This is a genomic window from Paenibacillus sp. FW104-T2 (assembly GCF_058789975.1).
The window spans coordinates 50,837-71,478 of record NZ_JBYTCE010000011.1 but is presented as its reverse complement, the minus strand read 5'-3'; the positions used below and the strand labels follow the sequence as shown (position 1 = coordinate 71,478).

At 47.3% G+C, this 20,642-nt stretch carries 22 protein-coding genes; 18 read left to right on the top strand and 4 right to left on the bottom strand.

All coding sequences use genetic code 11. From position 1 onward, the window contains the following. The first annotated feature begins 9 nt into the window (after positions 1 to 9). Positions 10 to 2,817, top strand: a complete 2,808-nt coding sequence (locus AC3WQ3_RS15515) for a hypothetical protein (RefSeq protein WP_336779350.1) — start codon at positions 10 to 12, stop codon at positions 2,815 to 2,817. 102 nt (positions 2,818 to 2,919) lie between these two features. Here the strand turns inward: AC3WQ3_RS15515 and AC3WQ3_RS15510 are convergent, their stop codons facing one another. Beyond that, positions 2,920 to 3,309 (bottom strand): cytochrome C oxidase subunit II, encoded by a 390-nt coding sequence (locus AC3WQ3_RS15510; RefSeq protein WP_336780206.1) that lies wholly within the window; start codon positions 3,307 to 3,309, stop codon positions 2,920 to 2,922. Positions 3,310 to 3,557: 248 nt separating this feature from the next. Next, positions 3,558 to 3,920 (bottom strand): phage holin family protein, encoded by a 363-nt coding sequence (locus tag AC3WQ3_RS15505; RefSeq protein WP_336779351.1) that lies wholly within the window; start codon positions 3,918 to 3,920, stop codon positions 3,558 to 3,560. 188 nt (positions 3,921 to 4,108) lie between these two features. Here AC3WQ3_RS15505 and AC3WQ3_RS15500 point away from each other — a divergent pair, with 188 nt between their 5' ends. From AC3WQ3_RS15500 to AC3WQ3_RS15485, 4 genes are all read left to right on the top strand, one after another. Next, entirely contained in the window at positions 4,109 to 6,475 is a 2,367-nt protein-coding gene (locus tag AC3WQ3_RS15500; RefSeq protein WP_492472697.1) for an endonuclease MutS2, read from the top strand. 70 nt (positions 6,476 to 6,545) lie between these two features. Next, positions 6,546 to 6,965, top strand: coding sequence for a DUF350 domain-containing protein (locus AC3WQ3_RS15495; protein WP_164764308.1), 420 nt, complete (start codon positions 6,546 to 6,548; stop codon positions 6,963 to 6,965). A gap of 125 nt (positions 6,966 to 7,090) precedes the next feature. Continuing rightward, a complete protein-coding gene (locus AC3WQ3_RS15490) occupies positions 7,091 to 7,657 on the top strand; it encodes a hypothetical protein (protein WP_127539414.1) in 567 nt (188 codons plus the stop codon). A 120-nt stretch (positions 7,658 to 7,777) separates the two neighbouring features. After that, positions 7,778 to 8,992 carry an MFS transporter gene (locus AC3WQ3_RS15485; protein ID WP_492472696.1) on the top strand — a complete coding sequence of 405 codons (1,215 nt, stop codon included), beginning with the start codon at positions 7,778 to 7,780 and terminating at the stop codon, positions 8,990 to 8,992. Positions 8,993 to 9,062: 70 nt separating this feature from the next. Here the strand turns inward: AC3WQ3_RS15485 and AC3WQ3_RS15480 are convergent, their stop codons facing one another. Further along, entirely contained in the window at positions 9,063 to 10,283 is a 1,221-nt protein-coding gene (locus AC3WQ3_RS15480) for an NAD(P)/FAD-dependent oxidoreductase (RefSeq protein WP_492472695.1), read from the bottom strand. Between the two features lie 99 nt (positions 10,284 to 10,382). Here AC3WQ3_RS15480 and AC3WQ3_RS15475 point away from each other — a divergent pair, with 99 nt between their 5' ends. From AC3WQ3_RS15475 to AC3WQ3_RS15445, 7 genes are all read left to right on the top strand, one after another. Further along, positions 10,383 to 10,613 (top strand): hypothetical protein, encoded by a 231-nt coding sequence (locus AC3WQ3_RS15475; protein WP_095359106.1) that lies wholly within the window; start codon positions 10,383 to 10,385, stop codon positions 10,611 to 10,613. A gap of 37 nt (positions 10,614 to 10,650) precedes the next feature. Then, positions 10,651 to 11,046, top strand: a complete 396-nt coding sequence (locus tag AC3WQ3_RS15470; protein WP_492472694.1) for a spore coat protein — start codon at positions 10,651 to 10,653, stop codon at positions 11,044 to 11,046. A 181-nt stretch (positions 11,047 to 11,227) separates the two neighbouring features. Continuing rightward, the gene (locus tag AC3WQ3_RS15465) at positions 11,228 to 11,728 is read left to right on the top strand and encodes an Lrp/AsnC family transcriptional regulator (RefSeq protein WP_095288304.1); all 501 of its coding nucleotides are present in this window, start codon (positions 11,228 to 11,230) and stop codon (positions 11,726 to 11,728) included. 13 nt (positions 11,729 to 11,741) lie between these two features. After that, a complete protein-coding gene (locus AC3WQ3_RS15460; RefSeq protein WP_336779353.1) occupies positions 11,742 to 12,950 on the top strand; it encodes an aminotransferase class I/II-fold pyridoxal phosphate-dependent enzyme in 1,209 nt (402 codons plus the stop codon). A 222-nt stretch (positions 12,951 to 13,172) separates the two neighbouring features. Beyond that, entirely contained in the window at positions 13,173 to 13,361 is a 189-nt protein-coding gene (locus AC3WQ3_RS15455) for an aspartyl-phosphate phosphatase Spo0E family protein (protein WP_336780208.1), read from the top strand. A gap of 159 nt (positions 13,362 to 13,520) precedes the next feature. Then, the gene (locus AC3WQ3_RS15450) at positions 13,521 to 14,072 is read left to right on the top strand and encodes a hypothetical protein (RefSeq protein WP_336779354.1); all 552 of its coding nucleotides are present in this window, start codon (positions 13,521 to 13,523) and stop codon (positions 14,070 to 14,072) included. 34 nt (positions 14,073 to 14,106) lie between these two features. Further along, the gene (locus AC3WQ3_RS15445) at positions 14,107 to 14,646 is read left to right on the top strand and encodes a bifunctional adenosylcobinamide kinase/adenosylcobinamide-phosphate guanylyltransferase (RefSeq protein WP_176476027.1); all 540 of its coding nucleotides are present in this window, start codon (positions 14,107 to 14,109) and stop codon (positions 14,644 to 14,646) included. A 118-nt stretch (positions 14,647 to 14,764) separates the two neighbouring features. Here AC3WQ3_RS15445 and AC3WQ3_RS15440 read toward each other — a convergent pair whose 3' ends face one another. Next, the gene (locus AC3WQ3_RS15440; protein WP_492472789.1) at positions 14,765 to 15,376 is read right to left on the bottom strand and encodes a DedA family protein; all 612 of its coding nucleotides are present in this window, start codon (positions 15,374 to 15,376) and stop codon (positions 14,765 to 14,767) included. 227 nt (positions 15,377 to 15,603) lie between these two features. Between AC3WQ3_RS15440 and AC3WQ3_RS15435 the strand changes: the two genes are divergently transcribed. The 6 genes from AC3WQ3_RS15435 to AC3WQ3_RS15410 all read left to right on the top strand — a co-directional run bounded on the left by AC3WQ3_RS15435 (position 15,604) and on the right by AC3WQ3_RS15410 (position 20,619). After that, positions 15,604 to 16,179 carry a cob(I)yrinic acid a,c-diamide adenosyltransferase gene (locus tag AC3WQ3_RS15435; RefSeq protein WP_127539424.1) on the top strand — a complete coding sequence of 192 codons (576 nt, stop codon included), beginning with the start codon at positions 15,604 to 15,606 and terminating at the stop codon, positions 16,177 to 16,179. Then, positions 16,176 to 17,159, top strand: coding sequence for an RluA family pseudouridine synthase (locus AC3WQ3_RS15430; RefSeq protein WP_492472693.1), 984 nt, complete (start codon positions 16,176 to 16,178; stop codon positions 17,157 to 17,159). The genes AC3WQ3_RS15435 and AC3WQ3_RS15430 overlap by 4 nt, the downstream gene beginning before the upstream one ends. Before the next feature lie 195 nt (positions 17,160 to 17,354). After that, a complete protein-coding gene (locus AC3WQ3_RS15425; RefSeq protein ID WP_336779358.1) occupies positions 17,355 to 17,720 on the top strand; it encodes an arsenate reductase family protein in 366 nt (121 codons plus the stop codon). A 173-nt stretch (positions 17,721 to 17,893) separates the two neighbouring features. Further along, complete coding sequence (locus tag AC3WQ3_RS15420) at positions 17,894 to 18,787, top strand: 5'-3' exonuclease (RefSeq protein WP_492472692.1); 894 nt, start codon at positions 17,894 to 17,896, stop codon at positions 18,785 to 18,787. A gap of 5 nt (positions 18,788 to 18,792) precedes the next feature. Next, positions 18,793 to 19,899: a phosphodiester glycosidase family protein gene (locus AC3WQ3_RS15415; protein ID WP_492472691.1), complete on the top strand. Its 1,107-nt coding sequence runs from the start codon at positions 18,793 to 18,795 to the stop codon at positions 19,897 to 19,899. Between the two features lie 30 nt (positions 19,900 to 19,929). Further along, positions 19,930 to 20,619 carry an MOSC domain-containing protein gene (locus AC3WQ3_RS15410; protein ID WP_492472690.1) on the top strand — a complete coding sequence of 230 codons (690 nt, stop codon included), beginning with the start codon at positions 19,930 to 19,932 and terminating at the stop codon, positions 20,617 to 20,619. Positions 20,620 to 20,642: the final 23 nt, after the last annotated feature.

Below are 20,642 nucleotides of genomic sequence, written 5' to 3'. Positions count from 1 at the left end.
GGCACAACTGTGACTACACCTGATCGTACACGCGTCACCGTAGAGATCTACGGGACTTCCTATAAACTGGTTGGCAGCAGTGCCGACTATATGAAACAAGTAGCTAATCTGGTGGATGAGCGCATGAGCGCAATTTCCAAGAGCCATTCCCGTCTGGATACCCCGCGTATTGCGGTACTGGCGGCTGTACATATGGCTGAACAGTCTCTTCAGACCCAGGAGATCCGTAATGAACTGAAAATGCTGACTGGTGAACGGACAGAACTTCGAAATGAATTGAACAGGCTGAATGCCATTCAAAGTGAACATCAGAAGGAGCTGGAGCGTCGTGACCAGGCGCTGGCTGAAGCGACCAAGCAGAAGACTGAGGCAGAGCAGGCTATGGCGAAGCTGCAATCCGAGAAGCAGGATGAAGTAAACAAGCTGCAATCATTGCTTGAACAGGAACGAAGTCAGGCTGCAGCCCGTGAACAAAAGTTGCAGTCACAGACTGCTGCGCAGCTGAAGGAAGCCGAAGAGAAGATGAAATTGCGCTTGAAAGAAGCCGAAGAGAAGGCGGCCAACCAGCTTAAGCAGGCTCAGGCACAGGCAGCTGCAGAGCTGAAGGAAGTACAAGCACGTGCTGCAGCTGAGTTACAGCAGAGCCAGGCGAAGGCAGCGGGACAGTACAAGGAACTGCAGGATAAAACAGCAGCCCAACTAAAAGAAGTACAAGCACGTGCTGCAGCCGAGTTGCAGCAGAGCCAGGCGAAGGCAGCAGGACAGTACAAGGAACTGCAGGATAAAACAGCAGCCCAGATGAAGGAAGCGGAGAGTCGTGCTGTCGCAGAACGCCAGAAAATCGAGGCAAAGGCAGCACAGCAGGTACAGGCAGCCAAAGAAGAAGCCGAGGCTGCGATTTTGTCCGAATTGGAACAGGCTGAGAGTCAATTGAAGAAGGTTCAGGAAGAGGCTGAGCTTCAATACCGTGAACTTCAATCCCAAACGGATCAGCGTTTGCAAGAGGCGAAGCAGCAGGCAGAAGAGCAATTAAGATTCCAGCTTGGCAAGGTCCAGGAAGAGCAGGCATCACAGCTACAACAAACGAAAGAGGAACACTTAACAGAGATCGAAAAGCTAAAAGCCGATTTCCACGAATCTTCAGAGCAGGCCGAATTGGAATGGATGGAAAAAGAAGCAGCCTATGAGGAGCAATTACAACAAGTAAAAGCCGAGGCAGCTTCTCATTTCACAGAAGCCGCAGCTAATGCTGAGGCCAAACTGCAGGAAGAACGAGGGAAACTGCTGCAGCAGCTGGAAAACGAGCGCACACAAGCTGAGAGTCGTGTAGCGGAAATTGAGAACCAGCTTAAGGATATACGCAAGCAGCTTGAAGAGGCACAGGAAGTGGCTGCTGATCAGGAACAGCAGCTCCAGCAGGAACGCGCTGAGCAGGATGCATTGCGCAAGGAACAAGCACAGCGCAAACAGGATCAGGAAGTTCAGGCTCGTCGCATAACGGAACTCGAACAGCAGTTGGGGCAGCTGAAGGAAGACAGTACCCAGCTCCAAGAGCAGCTACGTGAAACGGAAATCGCTTTGCAAAAGTCTCGTGAAACGGAGCAGGAATGGAAACAACAATACAACGAGACGGTGGAGAGAGAAACTTCCCTTGCAGCACAGCTTCGGAAAGTTCAGGAGCAGCATGGACTGCTTGAAAAAGATATTCAGAAGCTTCGTGAAGCCGAAGAGAAGTCCGAGAATGAACAACGAAGATTGCAGAAAGTTCTGGAGCAGGCTCATGCTGCCGTACGAACGCTGCAGAATGAAATCAGCACGCTTACCGAAAGCGAAAAATCATGGAAAGACCTGGCCGAACAGCGCCTTGTCGAAATGGGAGAGCTGGAGACTCAGGTGCTTGAGGCAGCAGAACAGAATGAAACATTGGAGTCTGGTGTACAGTCCCTCCATGATGAATTAACCGTGGTTAAGGAAGAAGCTCGTGGTTACAGAGAAGAAGCGAATCGCTATAACGAACAGGCAAGTCGTGTGCAGCAGGAGCGCGAACAGCTTGAAGAGGAGCTGAACCGGATCCGTGAAGAACTAAACCAACTTCAGGAATCCTATAAACAAATCCGCAACGATTATGGGGATGCATTGCAGCGGGAGGAAAATCACACGCGCAAGCTGGCTGAACTGGATCAAGAAAAGCAGGCACTGGAACAAGCAATTGCAACATCCGGCGAGCATGCTGCCAAGCTAACTGAGCAAATCGCAGAACAAAGGAACTTGCTTGCACAGACAGAGGAAGAAGCACTTGAATGGCAGATTAAGCATGAAGAGTTGTCTGCAAAACAGGCAGAGCTTATATTACAACTGGATGAGTTAAAGGAGCGGGAAACCGGGTTACTCTCTCGTGTGGAACAAGCCGAGCAGCAGGACCAGGTCTGGCAGCGTCGTGCAGATGAATGGGCCGTACAGGAGCAATCCTGGCAGGAACGCTGGAACCTGCTTGAGAATGAATTGAATGCTTGGCAGAAGGAAAGTGCCGCCAGTGTTGAAAAGGTAGAGGCGCTAGAACAGGAGCGTGAGCAGCTCGATAAGCTCCGTAACGAAGCCATAGAAGAGAAACAAACGATGGAAAATGAACTGCTGGAGATTGGTGAGCGCTACGAACTCGCTGCGAATCAGCTTAGACTGCTGCAGGTTGAACGCGAAATGGAGCAGGAGAAGGCAGAGCAGCTGAACATGGAGTATCGCCAGCTGCGGGATGAATATACGAAATTGCAGACGGAATATAACGAATGGATCGAATTGATTGAACAGGATCAGACCTAAGGGCATCAGATCATAACTAAAATCATGGGCATCGAACGATTGTATAATTTGTTATAATACAGAAAGAGCTCCCGTCGTTACGGGGGCTCATTGTCTTGGGACTTATTCTTCGACAATAATTTTGGAGATCATGCTGCTATGTCCACTTCCACAGAACACGGAGCAGGACATCTCGAATTCTCCAACCTTGTCAGGGGTAATGACCTTAGAGCTGTTTCTGGTGTCCAGCTGAAGATTCAGCTCAGGAACGAGAATGCCATGATTACCATTGACGTTTTCGTAAACAATGTTAACAGGGACCCCTTTTTTAAGATGGTATTCCGGTTGGTCAAATTCATAGTTGCTCGCTTTAATGACGAGTTCCTCACTTGCGGTTACTTCAGCATCGGATTCACCGCTGCTGCCCGAGTCTGCAGATGGTTTGCTTCCTCCGCAAGCGGCGAGAACCAGAATTAACATGCAGGCTGCAAGCCAAGCCATAGTCTTTTTCATCATGAGCCTCCTTAAGCATGATATAGATGAAATTTTAATCATTTCTCAAGTCATCATACCGCAAAATGGTAAGGCCTGTACATGAAGGCTATGTCGTTTTTTTGAAGATTAGTTAGTAAGGTTCTCTCTCTAATCTTGAGGAATGACCGAGAGGTTATGGAAATGAAAAAACCCCTTCTGGCATATGGCCATCAGAGGTTGAAGGAAAAATCGCAGGTGTTGCATGCAGTTGCATGATTAGATGCTTCTTAGTTATTCTTGGAGCTTCGTCCTGCTTCAAAAGGTGTGGATACCGGAATGAACAAATCGATAATCCCAATCACCAACGCAGCAAGAATAGCGCCAAGCAAACTAACTTCGACATGGTCAACAATATATTGACCAAGCCAGATCACCAATGCACTGACAATGAAGCCGACGATTCCGCGACCAAAAGGAGTGACCCTTTTGCCAAAGACGCCTTCAATGATCCAGCCGAGCAGCGCAATAACCAGAGCAAGCAGCAGAGCGCTCCAGAAACCACCGACGGCAAATCCAGGAACAATCCAGCTGACAATCATTAATACGATTGCAGCGATGATAAAACGTACGACATGTCCCAAGAAGTTCAACGTGTTTACCTCCTTTAAGTTCAGATCGGATTATGCTTTTGGAACCATCACACATGGAGAGGTTGCAAAATCCTGACACCTGTAGTTTGCGGCATGATGTCAGAACTTATGTGTGGAAGGATTCGTTAAATAGCGCAGTAAAGTTTCTTTCGTTATAATACAGATATAGTTTGGAAGGAGTTGTACACTTGGACACGAAAATTTTACACACACTGGAATACCGCAAAATTTTAAATACATTGCAAAGCTATGCCCAAACAACCATGGGTAAGAAGAAAGCGGAACAACTGGAACCCATCAGTGAACTGGAAGAAGTAAAACGGCTGCTCCAGCAGACCGATGAAGCCTTCACTTTTGATCGTCTGAAAGGGTCGCCTTCTTTTGGAGGCATTGTGGACATCACGGCATCCGTCAAACGGGCCGAAATTGGAGGAACCCTGAATCCGCATGAACTTCTCGGGATTTCCAATACAACCTTGGCTGCTCGCCGTTTGAAACGCCAGATTGCCGCTCTTCACGAAGATGAGAAGATTGAGTCCCTGTTCTTTATCAGTGATCAGTTGTCAGAGCAAAAAGCACTGGAAGACGCGATTCGCGTCTGTATTGATGACAATGCAGAAGTGGCGGATAGTGCCAGTGTAACTTTGGCCCAGATCCGACGTGAGCTGCGCGGGGGAGAAGCCAGAATCCGTGAGAAACTGGACTCCATGATCCGTTCCTCCACCGTATCCAAAATGCTTCAGGATCAGCTGATCACCATTCGTGGAGACCGATTCGTTATCCCGGTAAAAGCGGAATATCGTTCATATTTCGGCGGAATCGTACACGATCAGTCCGGTTCAGGAGCCACGCTGTTTATCGAACCAGAGTCTATCGTAGCGATGAACAATAAATTGCGTGAGACCCGAATCCGGGAAGAACGCGAAATTGAAGTGATTTTGCAGAAATTGACAGCACTTGTCAGTGAGCAGGGTGAGTGGCTGTTGTATGATGTCGATTTGCTGGGCTCCCTGGACTTTATCTTCGCCAAAGCACGGCATGCCCGTGAATTAAAGGCCACCTTGCCGCGCATGAATGATCGTGGGTTTATTAAGCTCAAAAAAGGTCGCCACCCGTTGATTGCGATTGAAAATGTGGTGCCGACGGACATTGAACTGGGCAATGACTATACATCCATTATTGTGACAGGGCCGAATACGGGTGGTAAAACCGTAACACTCAAAACGATTGGATTACTAAGCCTGATGGCGATGTCCGGCTTGTTCGTTCCTGCTGAAGATGGCAGTCAGCTCTGTGTATTTGACGCAATCTATGCCGATATTGGGGACGAGCAGAGCATTGAGCAAAATCTGAGTACGTTCTCCAGCCATATGACGAACATTATCCGAATTCTGAAAAATATGACTACCAAAAGTCTGGTGCTGCTTGACGAGCTTGGTGCAGGAACGGATCCTGCCGAAGGATCGGCACTGGCAATCTCCATTCTGGAACATATGCATCAGACAGGATGCCGCATGGTCGCGACAACACACTACAGTGAGCTGAAAGCTTATGCTTATGAACGCAAAGGTGTCATTAATGCCAGCATGGAGTTTGATGTGAATACGCTAAGCCCGACCTACCGTTTACTGGTCGGTGTTCCGGGACGAAGCAACGCATTTGCGATCGCTGAGCGCCTTGGTTTGCCAGGATACATTTTGGACTACGCCCGTGGCGAAGTGAAGGAAGAGGATCAGCGTGTAGAACACATGATTGCTTCCCTGGAAGAAAACCGGCTTACAGCCGAGCAGGAACGGGAAAATGCCGAGCGACTGCGTCAGGATATGGAGAAACTGCGCAGTCGTCATCAGTCCGAGCTGGAGAAGCTGGAGCAGCAGCGTGAACGCCGGATTGAAAAAGCAGAGGAAGATGCTCGTAACATCGTGGACAAGGCGAGAGCCGAAGCAGAGAAAATTATTGCGGACCTGCGTCAGCTTGCGATGGAGGAAGGCGCATCCGTGAAAGAGCATAAGCTGATTGCTGCCCGCAAACAGCTGGATGAAGCTGAACCGGAGAGACGCAAAAAGACAGTGAAGCGTACTCCATCAGCACCAAAAACCCGGGCGATCGGCCCAGGGGATGAAGTTCATGTGTACAGCTTGAACCAAAAAGGGCATGTCGTGGAATTATCGGGAACCAAAGAAGCAGTAGTACAGCTGGGGATTATGAAAATGAAAGTATCCCTGGATGATCTGGAACTGAAGCAATCTGCGCCAGAAGCCAAGCCTAAGCAGAAACCGGTCACTAGCATGAAGCGTACACGTGATGACAACGTGAAGAGCGAACTTGATCTGCGAGGAACCAATCTGGAGGAAGCATTGATGGAGACGGACCGTTTTATCGATGAAGCCTTCCTGGCGAATCTGGGTCAGATCTATATTATTCACGGTAAAGGGACGGGAATTTTGCGTTCCGGTATTCAGGATTATCTGCGTAAGCATAAACATATTAAAAGTTACCGGCTGGGCAATTACGGAGAAGGCGGAAACGGCGTAACGGTTGCAGAATTGGAATAGCCGGACCTTGAAACAACGGTGTTCCACTGCGTGGTGAGAGGGGCAGTGGGACAGGGAAGGGGAACAGTGAGTGAAAGGGACGATTGACCAATTGCTGTCTCATCCCTTGGGGATGGTACTCGGGTTTTTCTCGGTAGCCATAATGGAGCTGCTTGTGTTTCTGGCTTGTTTTGAACTTGTAACCAAATACAAATGTTGGGATGAGATCAAGAAAGGCAATGTGGCTGTTGCCATGGCTACGGGGGGCAAGATCTTCGGAATCTGCAATGTGCTTCGATTCTGCATACAGGCCAAGTCTTCTGTCTATGAAGCCATGACATGGTCGTTTGTGGGCTTTGCTCTACTGCTTATTGCTTATTTTCTGTTTGAGTTTCTGACACCGGTATTCTCCATTGACAAGGAAATTGAGCGGGATAACCGGGCAGTGGGCTTGATATCCATGATTATTTCTGTCTCGTTGTCATTTGTCATCGGCGCGAGCATCATGTAGGGGGACCTGGCATGAAGATATTGATCCGAATTTTGTTTGCGGCTTCTATTGTGTTTTTTGCTATCGGTGTAATATACGTCATGAACACCTGACAATAAGATTGTATAAAAGAAAGGTTGATTCAATTGGAAACAACAGTATGTCCGTGGTGTCACACCGAGATTGTATGGGATGAGGAATTGGGCCCTGAAGAAGAGTGTCCCTATTGTCACAATGAACTGAAGGGTTATCGTACGCTGAACATCAACATTGGAGAAGAAGAGGACGAAGATGAGGCCGGCGATATTTATGATGTTGATGATGCTCAGGACAGCGATCAAACCACTGACCTCACGGCATTGTGGGGAGATGAAGTCGAACTGAAATTGCCTGAACTGCGAACACTAACCAAATATGCGGACGATGGAAATGATCTAATCCTATATGAAGAAGGTGTGGAGAAACAGCTGGATCTGCAGGAAGAAGTACCGGAATGTCCACATTGCCGTGAATTCATGATTCTCGCAGGTACACAAACGTCCACGAAGGACACATTCACTCCTGTAGCTAACGCGGTTTCAAGAACAGATTCCCTGCTGGATGCACCATTTACAGTACAAATGTATGTCTGCTCCGGCTGTTTCCAAGTTCAATATAGTTTGTCTGAAGATGATCGTCTGCGCCTGATTCAAAATCTGAGCGCCAAGAAGTAATTTCCACTCCATTAAAATGAAATATTCCTGAGATTCGTCATGTTTTTCCTCTGCTTGGGGTACGTTAACCCTGAGACTTGCCGCGAAGCGCTGACTTCAAGCGGAATAAGGAGGGAGCAGATGAAGATATCTCTGGGCCGACAATCCATTCTGCTTCTGGGCGTGAATGGATTGTTTGTGTTAGCCGGAGCTTTGTCGGGGACATTTCTGAATGTATATCTATGGAAGAGCCGTCCGGACTATGCGATGCTGGGATGGTTTACAGTAAGTCAACAGCTTGCACTTGGATTGACATTCTGGTTAGCCGGTAAATGGGTCAAAGAACATAATAAAATGAGTGCGCTGCGTCTAGGCACAGCATTGTCTGGCATTTTTTATATGCTTGTTCTGTGGGCTGGACCACGAGCGGTGGATTGGATATGGCCACTCGGCATATTGCTCGGATGTGCTCTGGGTCTGTTCTGGATCGCTTTTAATGTGGTGTACTTTGAAGTAACGGACCGGGAGAACAGGGACCTGTTCAATGGATGGGTCGGGTTGTTGGGCTCCATGACAGGAATCATTGGTCCCTGGTTCTCGGGATTGATTATCTCGAAGATGGCGGATAATTCGGGTTATCGGCTCATTTTTACCGTGTCACTTGTGATATACGTGATTGCCGTTGTCTTCAGCTTTTTTTTGAAAAAGAGAAAAGTAAGCGGCACCTATCGCTGGTCGGAACCCTGGCAGCAATTATCAAGATCAGGCAGCGAGTGGAGACCGCTGGGGCTAGGATTGGCTGCCCAAGGTGTAAGGGAGGGCGTATTCGCCTTTCTAATTGCATTGCTCGTTTATGTAGCCACGGAACAGGAGTACAAGCTGGGTCAGTTCTCATTAATTACATCCGCCGTAGCTTTGGTCAGTTATTGGATGGCGGGCAAGTGGTTCAAACCGCATTATAGATCGAAAGGTATGCTGACGGGGGCAATTATATTATTTCTCGTTCTTCTGCCTCTGATCTGGAAGGTAAGCTATGGCACACTTTTGATTATGGGGGTTGGCTCAGCGCTGGCCATGCCGTTATACATGCTGCCCATGATTGCGGCAGGATTCGACTTGATGGGCATGAGCGGCGAAAATGTGGAGAAAAGGGTTGAACTTGTCGTTTTAAGGGAGCTCTGTCTGATGACAGGCCGCCTAGCTGGTCTTGCGGTGTTTATCATTATTGTAATGAATGGCCCTTCACTTCGTACGTTAACCTGGCTCATTGTGGTTTTGGGAGCTTTCCCATTGGTCGGCTGGGTCTTTATGCGTAAATTGTTAGTAGGGCCGGAGCAGGGTAAGCCAGCGTCCTGATCCGTTTTGGTCACAACAGAAAAAGGTGCAGATTCAGGAAAGCCATTCCTGATCTGCACCTTTTTCTATTTTACACGGGGGAAGGTTTAGTGGTTCTGGTCAGAGAGAACAGTTCCATGTCTTCGTTATGGCTCCCAGTAATCACGTCCGCAAGAATGGATGCAGCAATCATGCTATATACTGTCCCGTTGCCCCCATATCCTTCGATAAAGTAACAGTTCGGGTATTCAGGATGCGGGCCAATCAGCGGAAGTCCATCATGGGTGCTGCCGAATACAGCTTCCCAGGCATAGTCTATTTCCAGATCCGGAAGTGGGAAGTAGTTAGATACCTTTTTAAGTAAATCCTCGCCCCTATGCTCGGCCCGAATTGCACGCTGATCTTCACGCGGAATTTCCTCATCGAGACCTCCGGCAATAATTCTGCCATCTGGGGTGGTCCGCATGTATAAATATGGACGGGCCGTTTCCCATATCATGCTGTGATTGTACCAGCTGCTAAGATCTCTTAATGGCTTGGTTGCAATCGCATAAGTGCTCTTCAGATATGCACCACGGTCATTTTTGATCTCCTGGGTCTCATAACCCGTAGAGAAGATAACCTGCTTGGCGCGAATTGTTCCGTTCGGAGTGTAACAGAGGACACCTTCTTCACCATATTCACAATGGATCATCTCCGTCCGTTCGTACACCTGAGCTCCTTCTTTTGAAGCAGACTGCAGGAGGCCGTGTACCAGCCTGTAAGGGTTAACTTCGGCATCTCCTTGGGTATACAGCGCCATCGGTTTGCTGAATGGGAAGTGGGTACTAATTTTGTCCCGGTTCCACAGCTCAACATCGAAGCCATGGGTTTTGAGCGTATGGTATTCTTCTTCCAAAAGAGCGACATCTTCTTCAAGGCTTGCACAGTACAAACTGTTACGAGGAATATACCATGGATCAAGATCGAGACTCGAAGCGGTCTCTTCTAATTGCCTCATGGCAGTACGGCATAGTTCATAAAAACGAACCCCGCGTTGTTCGCCAAAGGTATTTATACAGGAAGTAAGCGTTTTGTCATTGGAATATTGAAGTAGTCCGGTGTTTGCCATACTGCTGCCATGACCGATTTCTCTTTTATCAATCACAACAGTATGCAAACCTCTATCGGTTAACAGCTTGGCAGATAGTGCTCCTCCCATCCCACCACCAATAATGAGACAGTCACAGGAGATCTCGCCCTCAAGAGCAGGGTAATTGAAATGGGATGTAAAGGTTTTTGGCCAGAATGTATTGCCATTAATAAGTTCCATCATGACTCACCTCGGTTTGGATTGTTAAATAAGTATACTTTTGCAGGACAAGGTAACAATAAATTCGCATTAACTTTAGGTTAAGGAGGAAAAAAGCACATGCAAAATACGCAGATGCAGGCGCTTAGCCCCAAGGAACTGAACTATATTGCGGATTCGATCTCCAATGAAGAAATGCTGATCAAACAGTGTGCAGCAACAGCTTCCATCACACATAACCCGCAAATCCAGCAAGCTCTGAATCAGTATGTACGCTCACATGAACAGCATCTGAACACGCTCGTCAATGCTCTTCAGCAGCATCAGTCCCTTGCACCAACACAGTCTTAGGTAGTCCCAAGATATTAAATGTATAGGAGGAAACCGCGTGTACTCTCAATCTTTGTCATCTGGTGGAAATTTTATGCAGGAGCAGGATCTGCTGAAGTCGATTCTTGCGGATTTAAGACGAACTTCCCGTGAATATACTACAGCAACGACTGAATCTTCCTGCCCTGTTACCCGCAGAATGTTTACAGATCTCACGAACGATACCCTTAGATTGCAAGGAGAGCTGTTTAACCTGATGCAGCAGAACAACATGTATTCCGCATCTTCCAAAGCCGCTCGGAGCGAGCTGGACAAAACGATTCAGTCTGCACAACAAACGCAGCAAAAATGCCATCAGTTCATTCAGGAAAAGAATACGCTGTCCAGTCCATATAGCCAGGCACCGAATGTGCCTCAGCATCAACCTAATTACGGTAACCCTTATTACATGTAACCTTTTTGCGAACAGGTTGAAGCATAACGGAGAATAAGGATTAAAGCACAGATTGTCCAGACCATACCACCGCTTGCCTGAATTGAGGGCAGGCGGTTTTTAGCTTTGCACAGACGTTAAATTCATGTAATATAAGTATTAATTCATTTTCAGGAACCTGGATGACGCTGGAGGGAAAGTCATGAAAGATTTGAACGATCTGCAATTAAAAGTTCTGGATCTGCTGAAGGAAGACGCAAGAAGGTCTCCGGCGCTGCTGTCTACACTGCTTGGGGAGTCTGAAGACAAGATCAAGAACGCTGTGGCCCAGCTCGAACAGGACCACGTTATTGTAAAGTATGCTACGGTGGTTAACTGGAGCAAAATCGACGATGAGAAAGTGACAGCCCTGATTGAAGTACAGATCACACCGGAACGTGGTCGTGGTTTTGAGGGTATCGCCGAACGCATTTATTTATATCCACAAGTGAAATCCGTCTATCTTATGTCAGGTGCATACGATCTGCTCGTAGAAGTAGAAGGTGGCAACCTGCGTGAAGTCGCTAACTTTGTATCGGAGAAGCTGTCTCCAATTGATTCTGTGCTTTCAACCAAAACAAATTTTATTCTTAAAAAATATAAACAGGACGGGATCATTTTCGAAGACCATCAGGAAGATAACCGTCTCATGATCTCGCCGTAAAGGAAGATGTGTCATGATAGTGAATGAACAGACAACAGGAAACAACAAGAAGATGACCTCGTATCTGGCACCTCTGGTTCAGCAGATACCCCCATCCGGGATTCGGAAATTTTTCGACCTGGTTGGTGACAACAAGGATATCATTACGCTCGGTGTCGGAGAACCTGACTTTGTTACGCCTTGGCATATGCGTGAAGCTTGCGTATACTCCCTCGAGAGAGGTATGACAAGTTATACATCCAACGCTGGGATGCCCAAATTGAGAGAAGCCATCAGTTATTATCTGGATACTCAATTTGATACCAAGTACGATCCCAAGGATGAAATTATTGTTACGGTAGGCGGCAGTGAAGCGATTGACCTTGCTCTGCGTGCATTAATTGTGCCAGGAGATGAGATTCTCATTCCGGAGCCTTCGTATGTAGCCTATTCACCAATTGCTTCAATTGGCGGAGGAATTCCTGTAGGTGTCGAAACGTATGCCAAAGACCAATTCAAATTGACTGCGGAATCACTGGAAGCATCCATCTCACCCAAGTCCAAAGTGGTGATTTTGTGTTATCCAAGCAATCCGACCGGTGCGATTATGACGTACGAAGACTGGCTGCCCATCGCAGAAGTCATTAAAAAGCATGACTTGATCGTCATTGCTGACGAAATCTACGCAGAACTGACGTATACTCAAAAACATGTCAGCTTCGCTTCGATCCCGGATATGAAGGAGCGCACGATTCTGGTGAGCGGCTTCTCCAAAGCTTTTGCCATGACAGGTTGGCGGATTGGTTACATGTGTGGTCATCCGGAACTTATCGCAGCCATGTTGAAAATCCACCAGTATACCGTAATGTGTGCTCCAGCGATGGGACAGGTCGCGGCGCTGGAGGCACTAACAAATGGACTGGGAGAGAAAGACCGCATGGTCGAATCCTACAATCAGCGCAGACGTCTTATCGTACAGGGATTCCGAGACATCGGCCTGGATTGCCATGAACCTCAGGGGGCCTTCTATGCATTCCCGAGTATTCAAAATACAGGCCTAAACTCTGATCTTTTTGCCGAACGTCTCCTGACCGAAAATAAAGTTGCTGCTGTTCCTGGTAACGTGTTTGGCCCACAGGGAGAGGGTTTCTTGCGCTGTTCTTATGCCACTTCAGTGACCCAATTGAATGAAGCTTTGGAACGAATCGGAAATTTTGTTTACAAACTGCAAAAAGAGGGTTAATTAGAAGTAGGGTGTTTTCGGAAATGTGGACATTTTGCAACTTAGAAAAAAATAACTTTCATTTACAAAATATTGTGATATAATTTCAATTTGAAATATGTTTTTCATATATTTGGAAACTAATTTTCCAAGGAGGGGTTAGCATTGTTTTGTGTAGAATATGATTTACCGACTAATCGTGGGCATTACCTGGCTGAAGGCGATCAAGGCGACCGATGGTCGGTGAGACCAGATCACGAATCTTTGCATGACATTTCCTTGGAAGATGAGATCCACCTGCTTCGCCGCAAGATGGAACAGATTTTTATGGAGGAGAAATCCTTTACTTCAGAAATTGTGATTGAAATCAGCAGTTTATTGGATCTGAAGATCAATGAATATATGAAAGCTAACCCGATAAAAGGGAGATAAATTGATAGTTACGAAAACGTTACCCATATGAATGTTAAAGGAGACCCTTAGGGGTCTTCTTTTTTGGTGAGAATAAGAAATCTCTTATTTGTAAGGGCTATTTTTTTGCGTGGAACAATTGTGATATATTGTACTAAGGAGACTAAAGGGGGAACTGGAATGAAGAGATTTTGGGGGCTAACAGCACTCGTATCATTGATTTTTCTGCTCGCTGGATGTGGTGGAAAAGACGGATTTACCATTTTTATCATTGATAATCAAGGTAATCCATCCGTAATCGGAGAACAGTTACAGGCCAATCTGCAGCAAAAACTGGGCGAGGAACCTAAAGTGGAAGTCATTACAAGCGCCATGTATGATGTACAGAAAATTATGGTAGAATACGCAGCAGGCAGTCATGATATTTTTATTCTGCCAGAGGCAGATATGAAACAATACGGAAGCAATGGTTCCAATATTCCGCTAGATGATACATTTGACCCTGAGAAGTATGAGCGTGGTGTTTTTGAGGGCGGGGTGTTAGTTGAGGATGGTCAGGGAGACAATGGCACCGATATGAAGCAAGAAACCCATCTCTATGGCATCCCACTCGAAGATATGCAGATGTTCAAGGATGTGGAATATGCCGCCCAAAATCTGTTTGCTACCATTCCGCTATCGGCTGCCAGTGTTGAAGAATCCAAAAAAGTGCTGAAGGCGCTGACAGAATAGCGTATAAGTATGGTAACTGAAGGAGGGGAGCGGATTGCTGATTACGGTCACTGGCGGGATAGGTAGTGGTAAAACCAGGTTTGCCCTAGGTTATGCAGCTCAAATCAGCCGGGAAGGAATCTATTTATCCACAGGCGATCATGATCCGGTGATACCGGAACTGCCATCCGCTCATTATCGAGCCATTTCAGCCGGAAATGGTCATCACCTGACGGAAGTCATTCATCAGATCAATCGGGAATCAAATCTGTTTCTGGCTGATCAGCGAATTGTCATTGTGGACAGTCTGACTTCGTGGATGGCTGCCGGATTTAGAGCAACGGATGATCTTGATCAACAACGCGTACATACACAACAGCTGCTTGATGCCTTACTATCTTATCAGGGCAAGCTGCTGGTTATTACCAATGAAATGCAGGGTTCCCTGTATCCATCGGAAGAGGAACGTATTTTTGCCGCAAGGATGGCTTCGGTGAATCGTGCACTGCAGTCTCACTCGGAACGCATGTACATGGTGGTATCGGGACTAGCCATTGATTTGAAGAAGCGAGAAGTACGGTACCACGATATCTGAGTATATTAGGTCAAGATCCAGGTAAAACAAAAGCCTCCATAACCACAAACTGTGGTACGGAGGCTTATTTATATTGAGAAATATATGATTACAATTCAGCTGCGTGAGACGCGATTTCTTATTTGCTTTTTTTCATACGTCTGATCCACCAGATTACGCAACCAACTACGATAATGGCGAGCAGAGCATATACCACCAGTGAGTAGACGTCCATAAAGTGCAAAATATTTTCCCAAGAAGCGCCAAGCGCGGCCCCAACCGAGACCAAAATAATGTTCCAGGCGAGTGTCCCGATGGTGGTGAAGAGGACGAATAAACCGAATTTCATATTGGACATGCCTGCAGGAATGGAGATGAGACTGCGAACAAGTGGCACCATGCGGCAGAATAGTACAGTCCACATTCCATATTTGTCAAACCATGCATCAACACGGTGGATATCTTCTTTTTTGATTCGCAGAATATGTCCCCAGCGATCTACAATTTTCTCCAGACGCTCCACATCAATCAGCAATCCGATCCCATAGAGAATTACTGCACCCAGCACAGAACCGAGGGTAGCCGCAATGATAACACCTGGAAGAGTGAGGCTGGTGTACGTCGTCATAAATCCGCCAAAAGGCAAAATAATCTCCGAAGGGATGGGGGGAAATACGTTTTCAAGCGCAATAATGAGTGCGATGCCTATGTAGCCGTATTGTTCCATGAAATCGGTTATCCAGTTTTGCATAATCGTCTCCTCTACTTTTGATTTACCTGAATTTGACGTATACTCGGGCAGAGCACGCCAATTCATATATACGTGCAAAGGGTACAAGCGGTTTCTGAAAAAAATGCATTTCCGTATCAAGCAGTGGTCAAGTATACTGGTTAAGTTGAGATTAGAAGGGCAGGCATATTAAGAATTAACCGATGTTTTGCCATGTGAATGAAATTAAACATTTGGAGGGATTGCAAATGGGCATCTATACACGAACAGGTGATGAAGGGCAAACTTCGGTCATCGGAGGACGGGTGATCAAAGATGATGACCGCGTTGAAGCTTACGGTACCATCGATGAGCTGAATTGTTTTGTCGGCCAGGCAATCAGTCTGATCGATGATACAGAGGGGAAATTCGAGGATTTGCGTGAACATTTGCTGGAGGTTCAGCAAGAATTGTTTGATTGCGGGTCGGATTTGGCATTTGTGAAAATCAGCGAAACCAAATACAAAGTGCGGGATGACATGGTCACCCGGCTTGAACAATGGATTGATCAGTATGATGCGGAAAACCCGAAAGTGGAACGGTTCATTATCCCGGGAGGCAGCCCGCTGTCTTCAGCGCTTCATGTGTGCCGTACGGTATGCCGCCGTGCAGAGCGCCGCACGGTAACATTGGGACAGCATACGGATATTAATCCTGCAGTACGCCGTTACTTGAACCGTCTGTCTGATTATTTCTTCGTTGTAGCACGGACGGCCAATGCCAGACAGCAGGTGTCGGATATTGAATATGTACGGAGCAAAAAAGTGTTCCGCCGCAAAGAATGAGCGGCTATTATTCGCCGATTATCTACACCGTTCCCGAACATGAAGATGGCTGGCTGCTGAAAACCGTGCTTCAGCGGCGGCTGCAGGTATCGCGCAAGCTCTTGTCCAGGCTGAAGCTCACGGATCAGGGAATTATGTTGAATGGAGAGCGCGTGTATATCAGCGTGAAGGTATCGGCTGGAGATATCGTGGAGATTCGGATGGAACAGGAGGAATCGGATGACATTTTGCCGGAATCCATTCCTTTTTCCATTTTGTATGAAGATGAGCATTTGCTTATTGTTAACAAGGATGCCGGCGTAATTGTGCATCCGACACATGGACACTATACAGGAACGTTGGCGAATGGTGTTGTTCATTACTGGAAGTCCAAGGGAGAGCTTTTCCGGTTTAGACCCATTCATCGTTTGGATCAGGAGACTTCCGGGGTGCTGGCCATTGCCAAAAATCCATATGTGCATCAGCATGTATCTGAACAGATGATCGCAGGAACCGTGGACAAAAAGTATATTGCGTTTGTACATGGAAATCCTGCTCCCGAACAGGGGTCTGTTGATGGTGCAATCGACCGTGATCCGGAGGAACCCCATCGCCGCATTGTCACGCCTGATGGCTATCCGGCAAGAACGCTGTACACCTCGATCACCCGCTGGGACGGCGGGACTGCAAGTGCGGTGAATCTGAAGCTGGAGAGTGGCAGAACGCATCAGATTCGTGTACATATGACATCGATCGGATGTCCGCTAATCGGCGATCGAATGTACAAGACATTACCTGCGGATAAGATTGACGAACAGACAGCTGCAATGCGGGAAGAACGGGACTTGTGGATCGATCGCCAGGCATTGCATGCCTGCGAGCTGTCGTTTGTTCATCCACTTACACAGGAACGCATGACGTTCCATGCACCTCTTCCTTCAGATATGGCTGCGCTGGAGAAACGTTTAGATACCGAGGCGAAGCCAAGGGAAGAGTTGTAGGAATCTCGAATCATCATTTGTGGTTCATATTCAGGGTACTGCTGCGATCGTAGGAACAGGCAGTCCTTGTTTTATGTTGTTTAGAATAGTTTTAAACGTATGGCGATGGTATTGATGTAGAGCGACTTTTTGGATTTGCGAAGCAAACCAAGGAAAGCGATAGATAAATACCGGAGCACTTAGGAGGAAATGCTAATGAGTAAACTGAAAGTATACCAGTATGCAAAATGTGGAACTTGCCGCAAAGCAGTAAAATGGCTTGAAGCTCAAGGCCATGAGCTGGAGCTAATCCCCATTTTCGACACACCCCCGTCTGAGGCCGAATTAACCGAGCTCATTCAGAAGAGCGGACTTGAAGTGAAGAAGTTTTTCAATACAAGTGGAGAAGTGTACAAGGAGCAGCAGTTGAAGGACAAGCTGCCTGGCATGTCTGCTGAAGAACAGATTCGTCTGCTTGCCTCCAATGGCCGCCTGATCAAACGTCCAATCGTGACAGATGGGGAGCAGGTGACCGTAGGATTCAAGGAAGAGACGTATGAACAGGAATGGAACAACGTTTAGCAACAGGCTGAGTGACGTGTCTGTCCATTCATAAATGAAGCCGATTAACAGCCCTGAAATGTTCAATATTCAGGGCTTTTTTGGCTGAACGATGCTTGGCGTAACTATGCTATAATAATAGAATTAGTTTCGATATTTTATTGCTATATACAGATAGGAGAGAACAAAATCAAGTGAATCAACGTAATGAACCTACTTTGTTGCTGGTAGACGGTATGGCGGTGTTGTTCCGGGCATTTTATGCGACATCTGCAAGCGGATATATCAGACGTACAAAGGCAGGCTTGCCAACCAATGCGGTATACGGATTTATCCGTTATTTCTGGGATGCGGTTCAGACTTTCGGACCAAGTCATGTGGTATGCTGCTGGGATATGGGTGGCAAGACGTTTCGCGGTGAAGAATACGCCGCATACAAAGGCAATCGTCCTGAAGCACCGAATGATCTGATTCCCCAGTTTGCATTGATCCGTGAAGTCATGGACAGCTTGGGTATTCCGAATATTGGAGCAGAGGGGTATGAAGCCGATGATTGCATCGGTACACTGGCCAAGTATTATACGGAGCAGACGGATATGAACGTAATGGTGCTGACCGGCGACCATGATATGCTGCAGCTGATCAATGACCGGACAAGCATTATTATTATGAAAAAAGGCCACGGCAACTACATGGTGTATACGCCTGAATCTCTCATGGCAGAGAAGCAGTTGACTCCTCGTCAAGTCATTGATATGAAAGGTCTGATGGGGGATGCGAGTGACAATTACCCTGGAGTACGTGGAATCGGTGAGAAAACAGCTCTAAAACTCGTGCAGGAATATGGCACCATTGAGGGTATTCTGGATAATCTGGATAAACTCACGCCATCGGTACGTAATAAAATTGAGAATGATCTCGACATGCTGCATCTGTCCCGTAAACTGGCAGAGATTCACTGCGCTGTTCCGGTAGCCTGCGCACTGGATGTATGTGAATTGCGTCTTGATCCGGATACGGTGATGGACAAGTTCGAACAACTTGAGATGAAGAGCCTGGGCTCTTGGATGGGAGTGGCAATAGGGTGAGCAACATGCAGACAAATCGTGCCGGTAGAAAGTGGTGGACAGGGGCTATGGCCCTCGTCCTGGCTTTGCCGGTATTATTATCAGGCGCAGTAAGCGCTCCGCAAACAGCCGATGCAAAAGCAGCAATTAGCACCAAAGTACAGAAAGTAAAAGCAGCAGGACGAAATTTCACCGTACAAACGGTAAGCATTCCCAAAGGAACACCTGTGACTGTAGGTTTAGCCAAGAAACAGGTAGGACAAACGGCAACATTGCCTTCCATTGTAAAATCATATGGTGCTCAAGCAGCCATTAATGGGGCGTTCTTTGAAGCGTATAATGGAGCACCAGATCCTTATGGCATGTTGATAGCAAATGGAAAAGTGATACATATTGGACGATACGGAACAACGATAGGTTTCAAGGAAGATGGAACAGCAATGATGGATTCACTTCAGGTAAGTCTTACAGGTAAAGTTACCGATGCAGCAGGTAAGTCACGCAGCTGGTACGCAACATTCATTAACCGTACACCTTCTGCGAATGCGAGCATATCAATGCTCTATACTCCGGAGCGCGGCCCCAAAGTCGGATTCAAGGGTGGTACTGCAGTTGTGATGGAGAAAGGGATTGTCACCAAAAAAGTAGCGAATAACAATGTAGCGATTCCGAAGAATGGATCTGTACTGGTCTTTACAGGCAATCAGAAATCGACTGCAGATCGCTTCGCCGTGGGTTCGACTGTAGAAATGAACTATAGATATACCAACGCATCAGGTAAAGAGATTCCTTGGGGAGACGTGGTAACTGCTGTTGGTGCTGGTCCTCGTCTTGTAAAAGACGGTAAAGTCGCCGTGAACCCAACCAGCGAAGGATTCAAGGATACCAAGATTCTGAATGCCTCGGGTGCCAGAAGCGGGATCGCCATCATGGCCGACGGTTCGGTAATGCTCGCGACTGTCTCGGGAGCTACCATTAAGGAGTGGGCGGCAGTCATGCAGAAGCTCGGTGCCAAGCAGGCCATGAATCTGGATGGCGGAGCTTCCTCAGGCTTGTATGCAGGTGGGAAGATGTTAACTTCACCAGGGCGGTTGTTAAGTAATACACTCGTTTTTGGCGGCTCCGTCCGTTAAAGTACTAATCGTATGGGAGGTATGAAGCACATGACACTTGCACATGATCAACAGTCAGCAGAACGTAATACAGCTGTTCTTGCCATTAATGTGGGTAAGCCTCAGCCGTTGCCTGGCCAGAAGCGTGAAGTGCTGAGCGGCATTGTCAAACATCCCGTATCCGGCTTGGTTTTCCTGTCATTCAATGGAATGACAGGAGATGGCCAGGCGGACCTGGAGCATCACGGCGGACCGGATAAGGCTGTTTGTGTATACGATTACAGTCGGTATTCCGTACTGGAACAACTGATGGAGCGCAAGCTGGACTGGGGAGCTTGTGGTGAGAATTTAACGGTGGAAGGCTGCTCCGAAGATCAAGTCCGGATTGGTGATGTATATGAACTGGGCGGAGCTTTGGTTCAGGTTAGCCAGCCAAGACAACCCTGCTTCAAGCTCGCTGCCCGATATGATTTCAAAGAGCTGCCTGTATATTTTCAGGAAAGCGGCTATACCGGTTTCTATTTTCGCGTATTGGAGGAGGGAGAAGTCGCTCCTGACTCTCCGTTCAGGCGTATCCGCACAGACCCTGCATCCATGACCGTTCTAGAGGCCAACCGGGTCATGCATCAGGGAAAGAAGGATGCTGCCGGAATGCGTGCATTACTGGCTATTCCATCGCTGTCAGATAGCTGGAGGCAAACGTTATTGAAACGTTTGGATAAGCTGGAGAGTGGGCAGTAGATTCACAACATATCATCATCCAG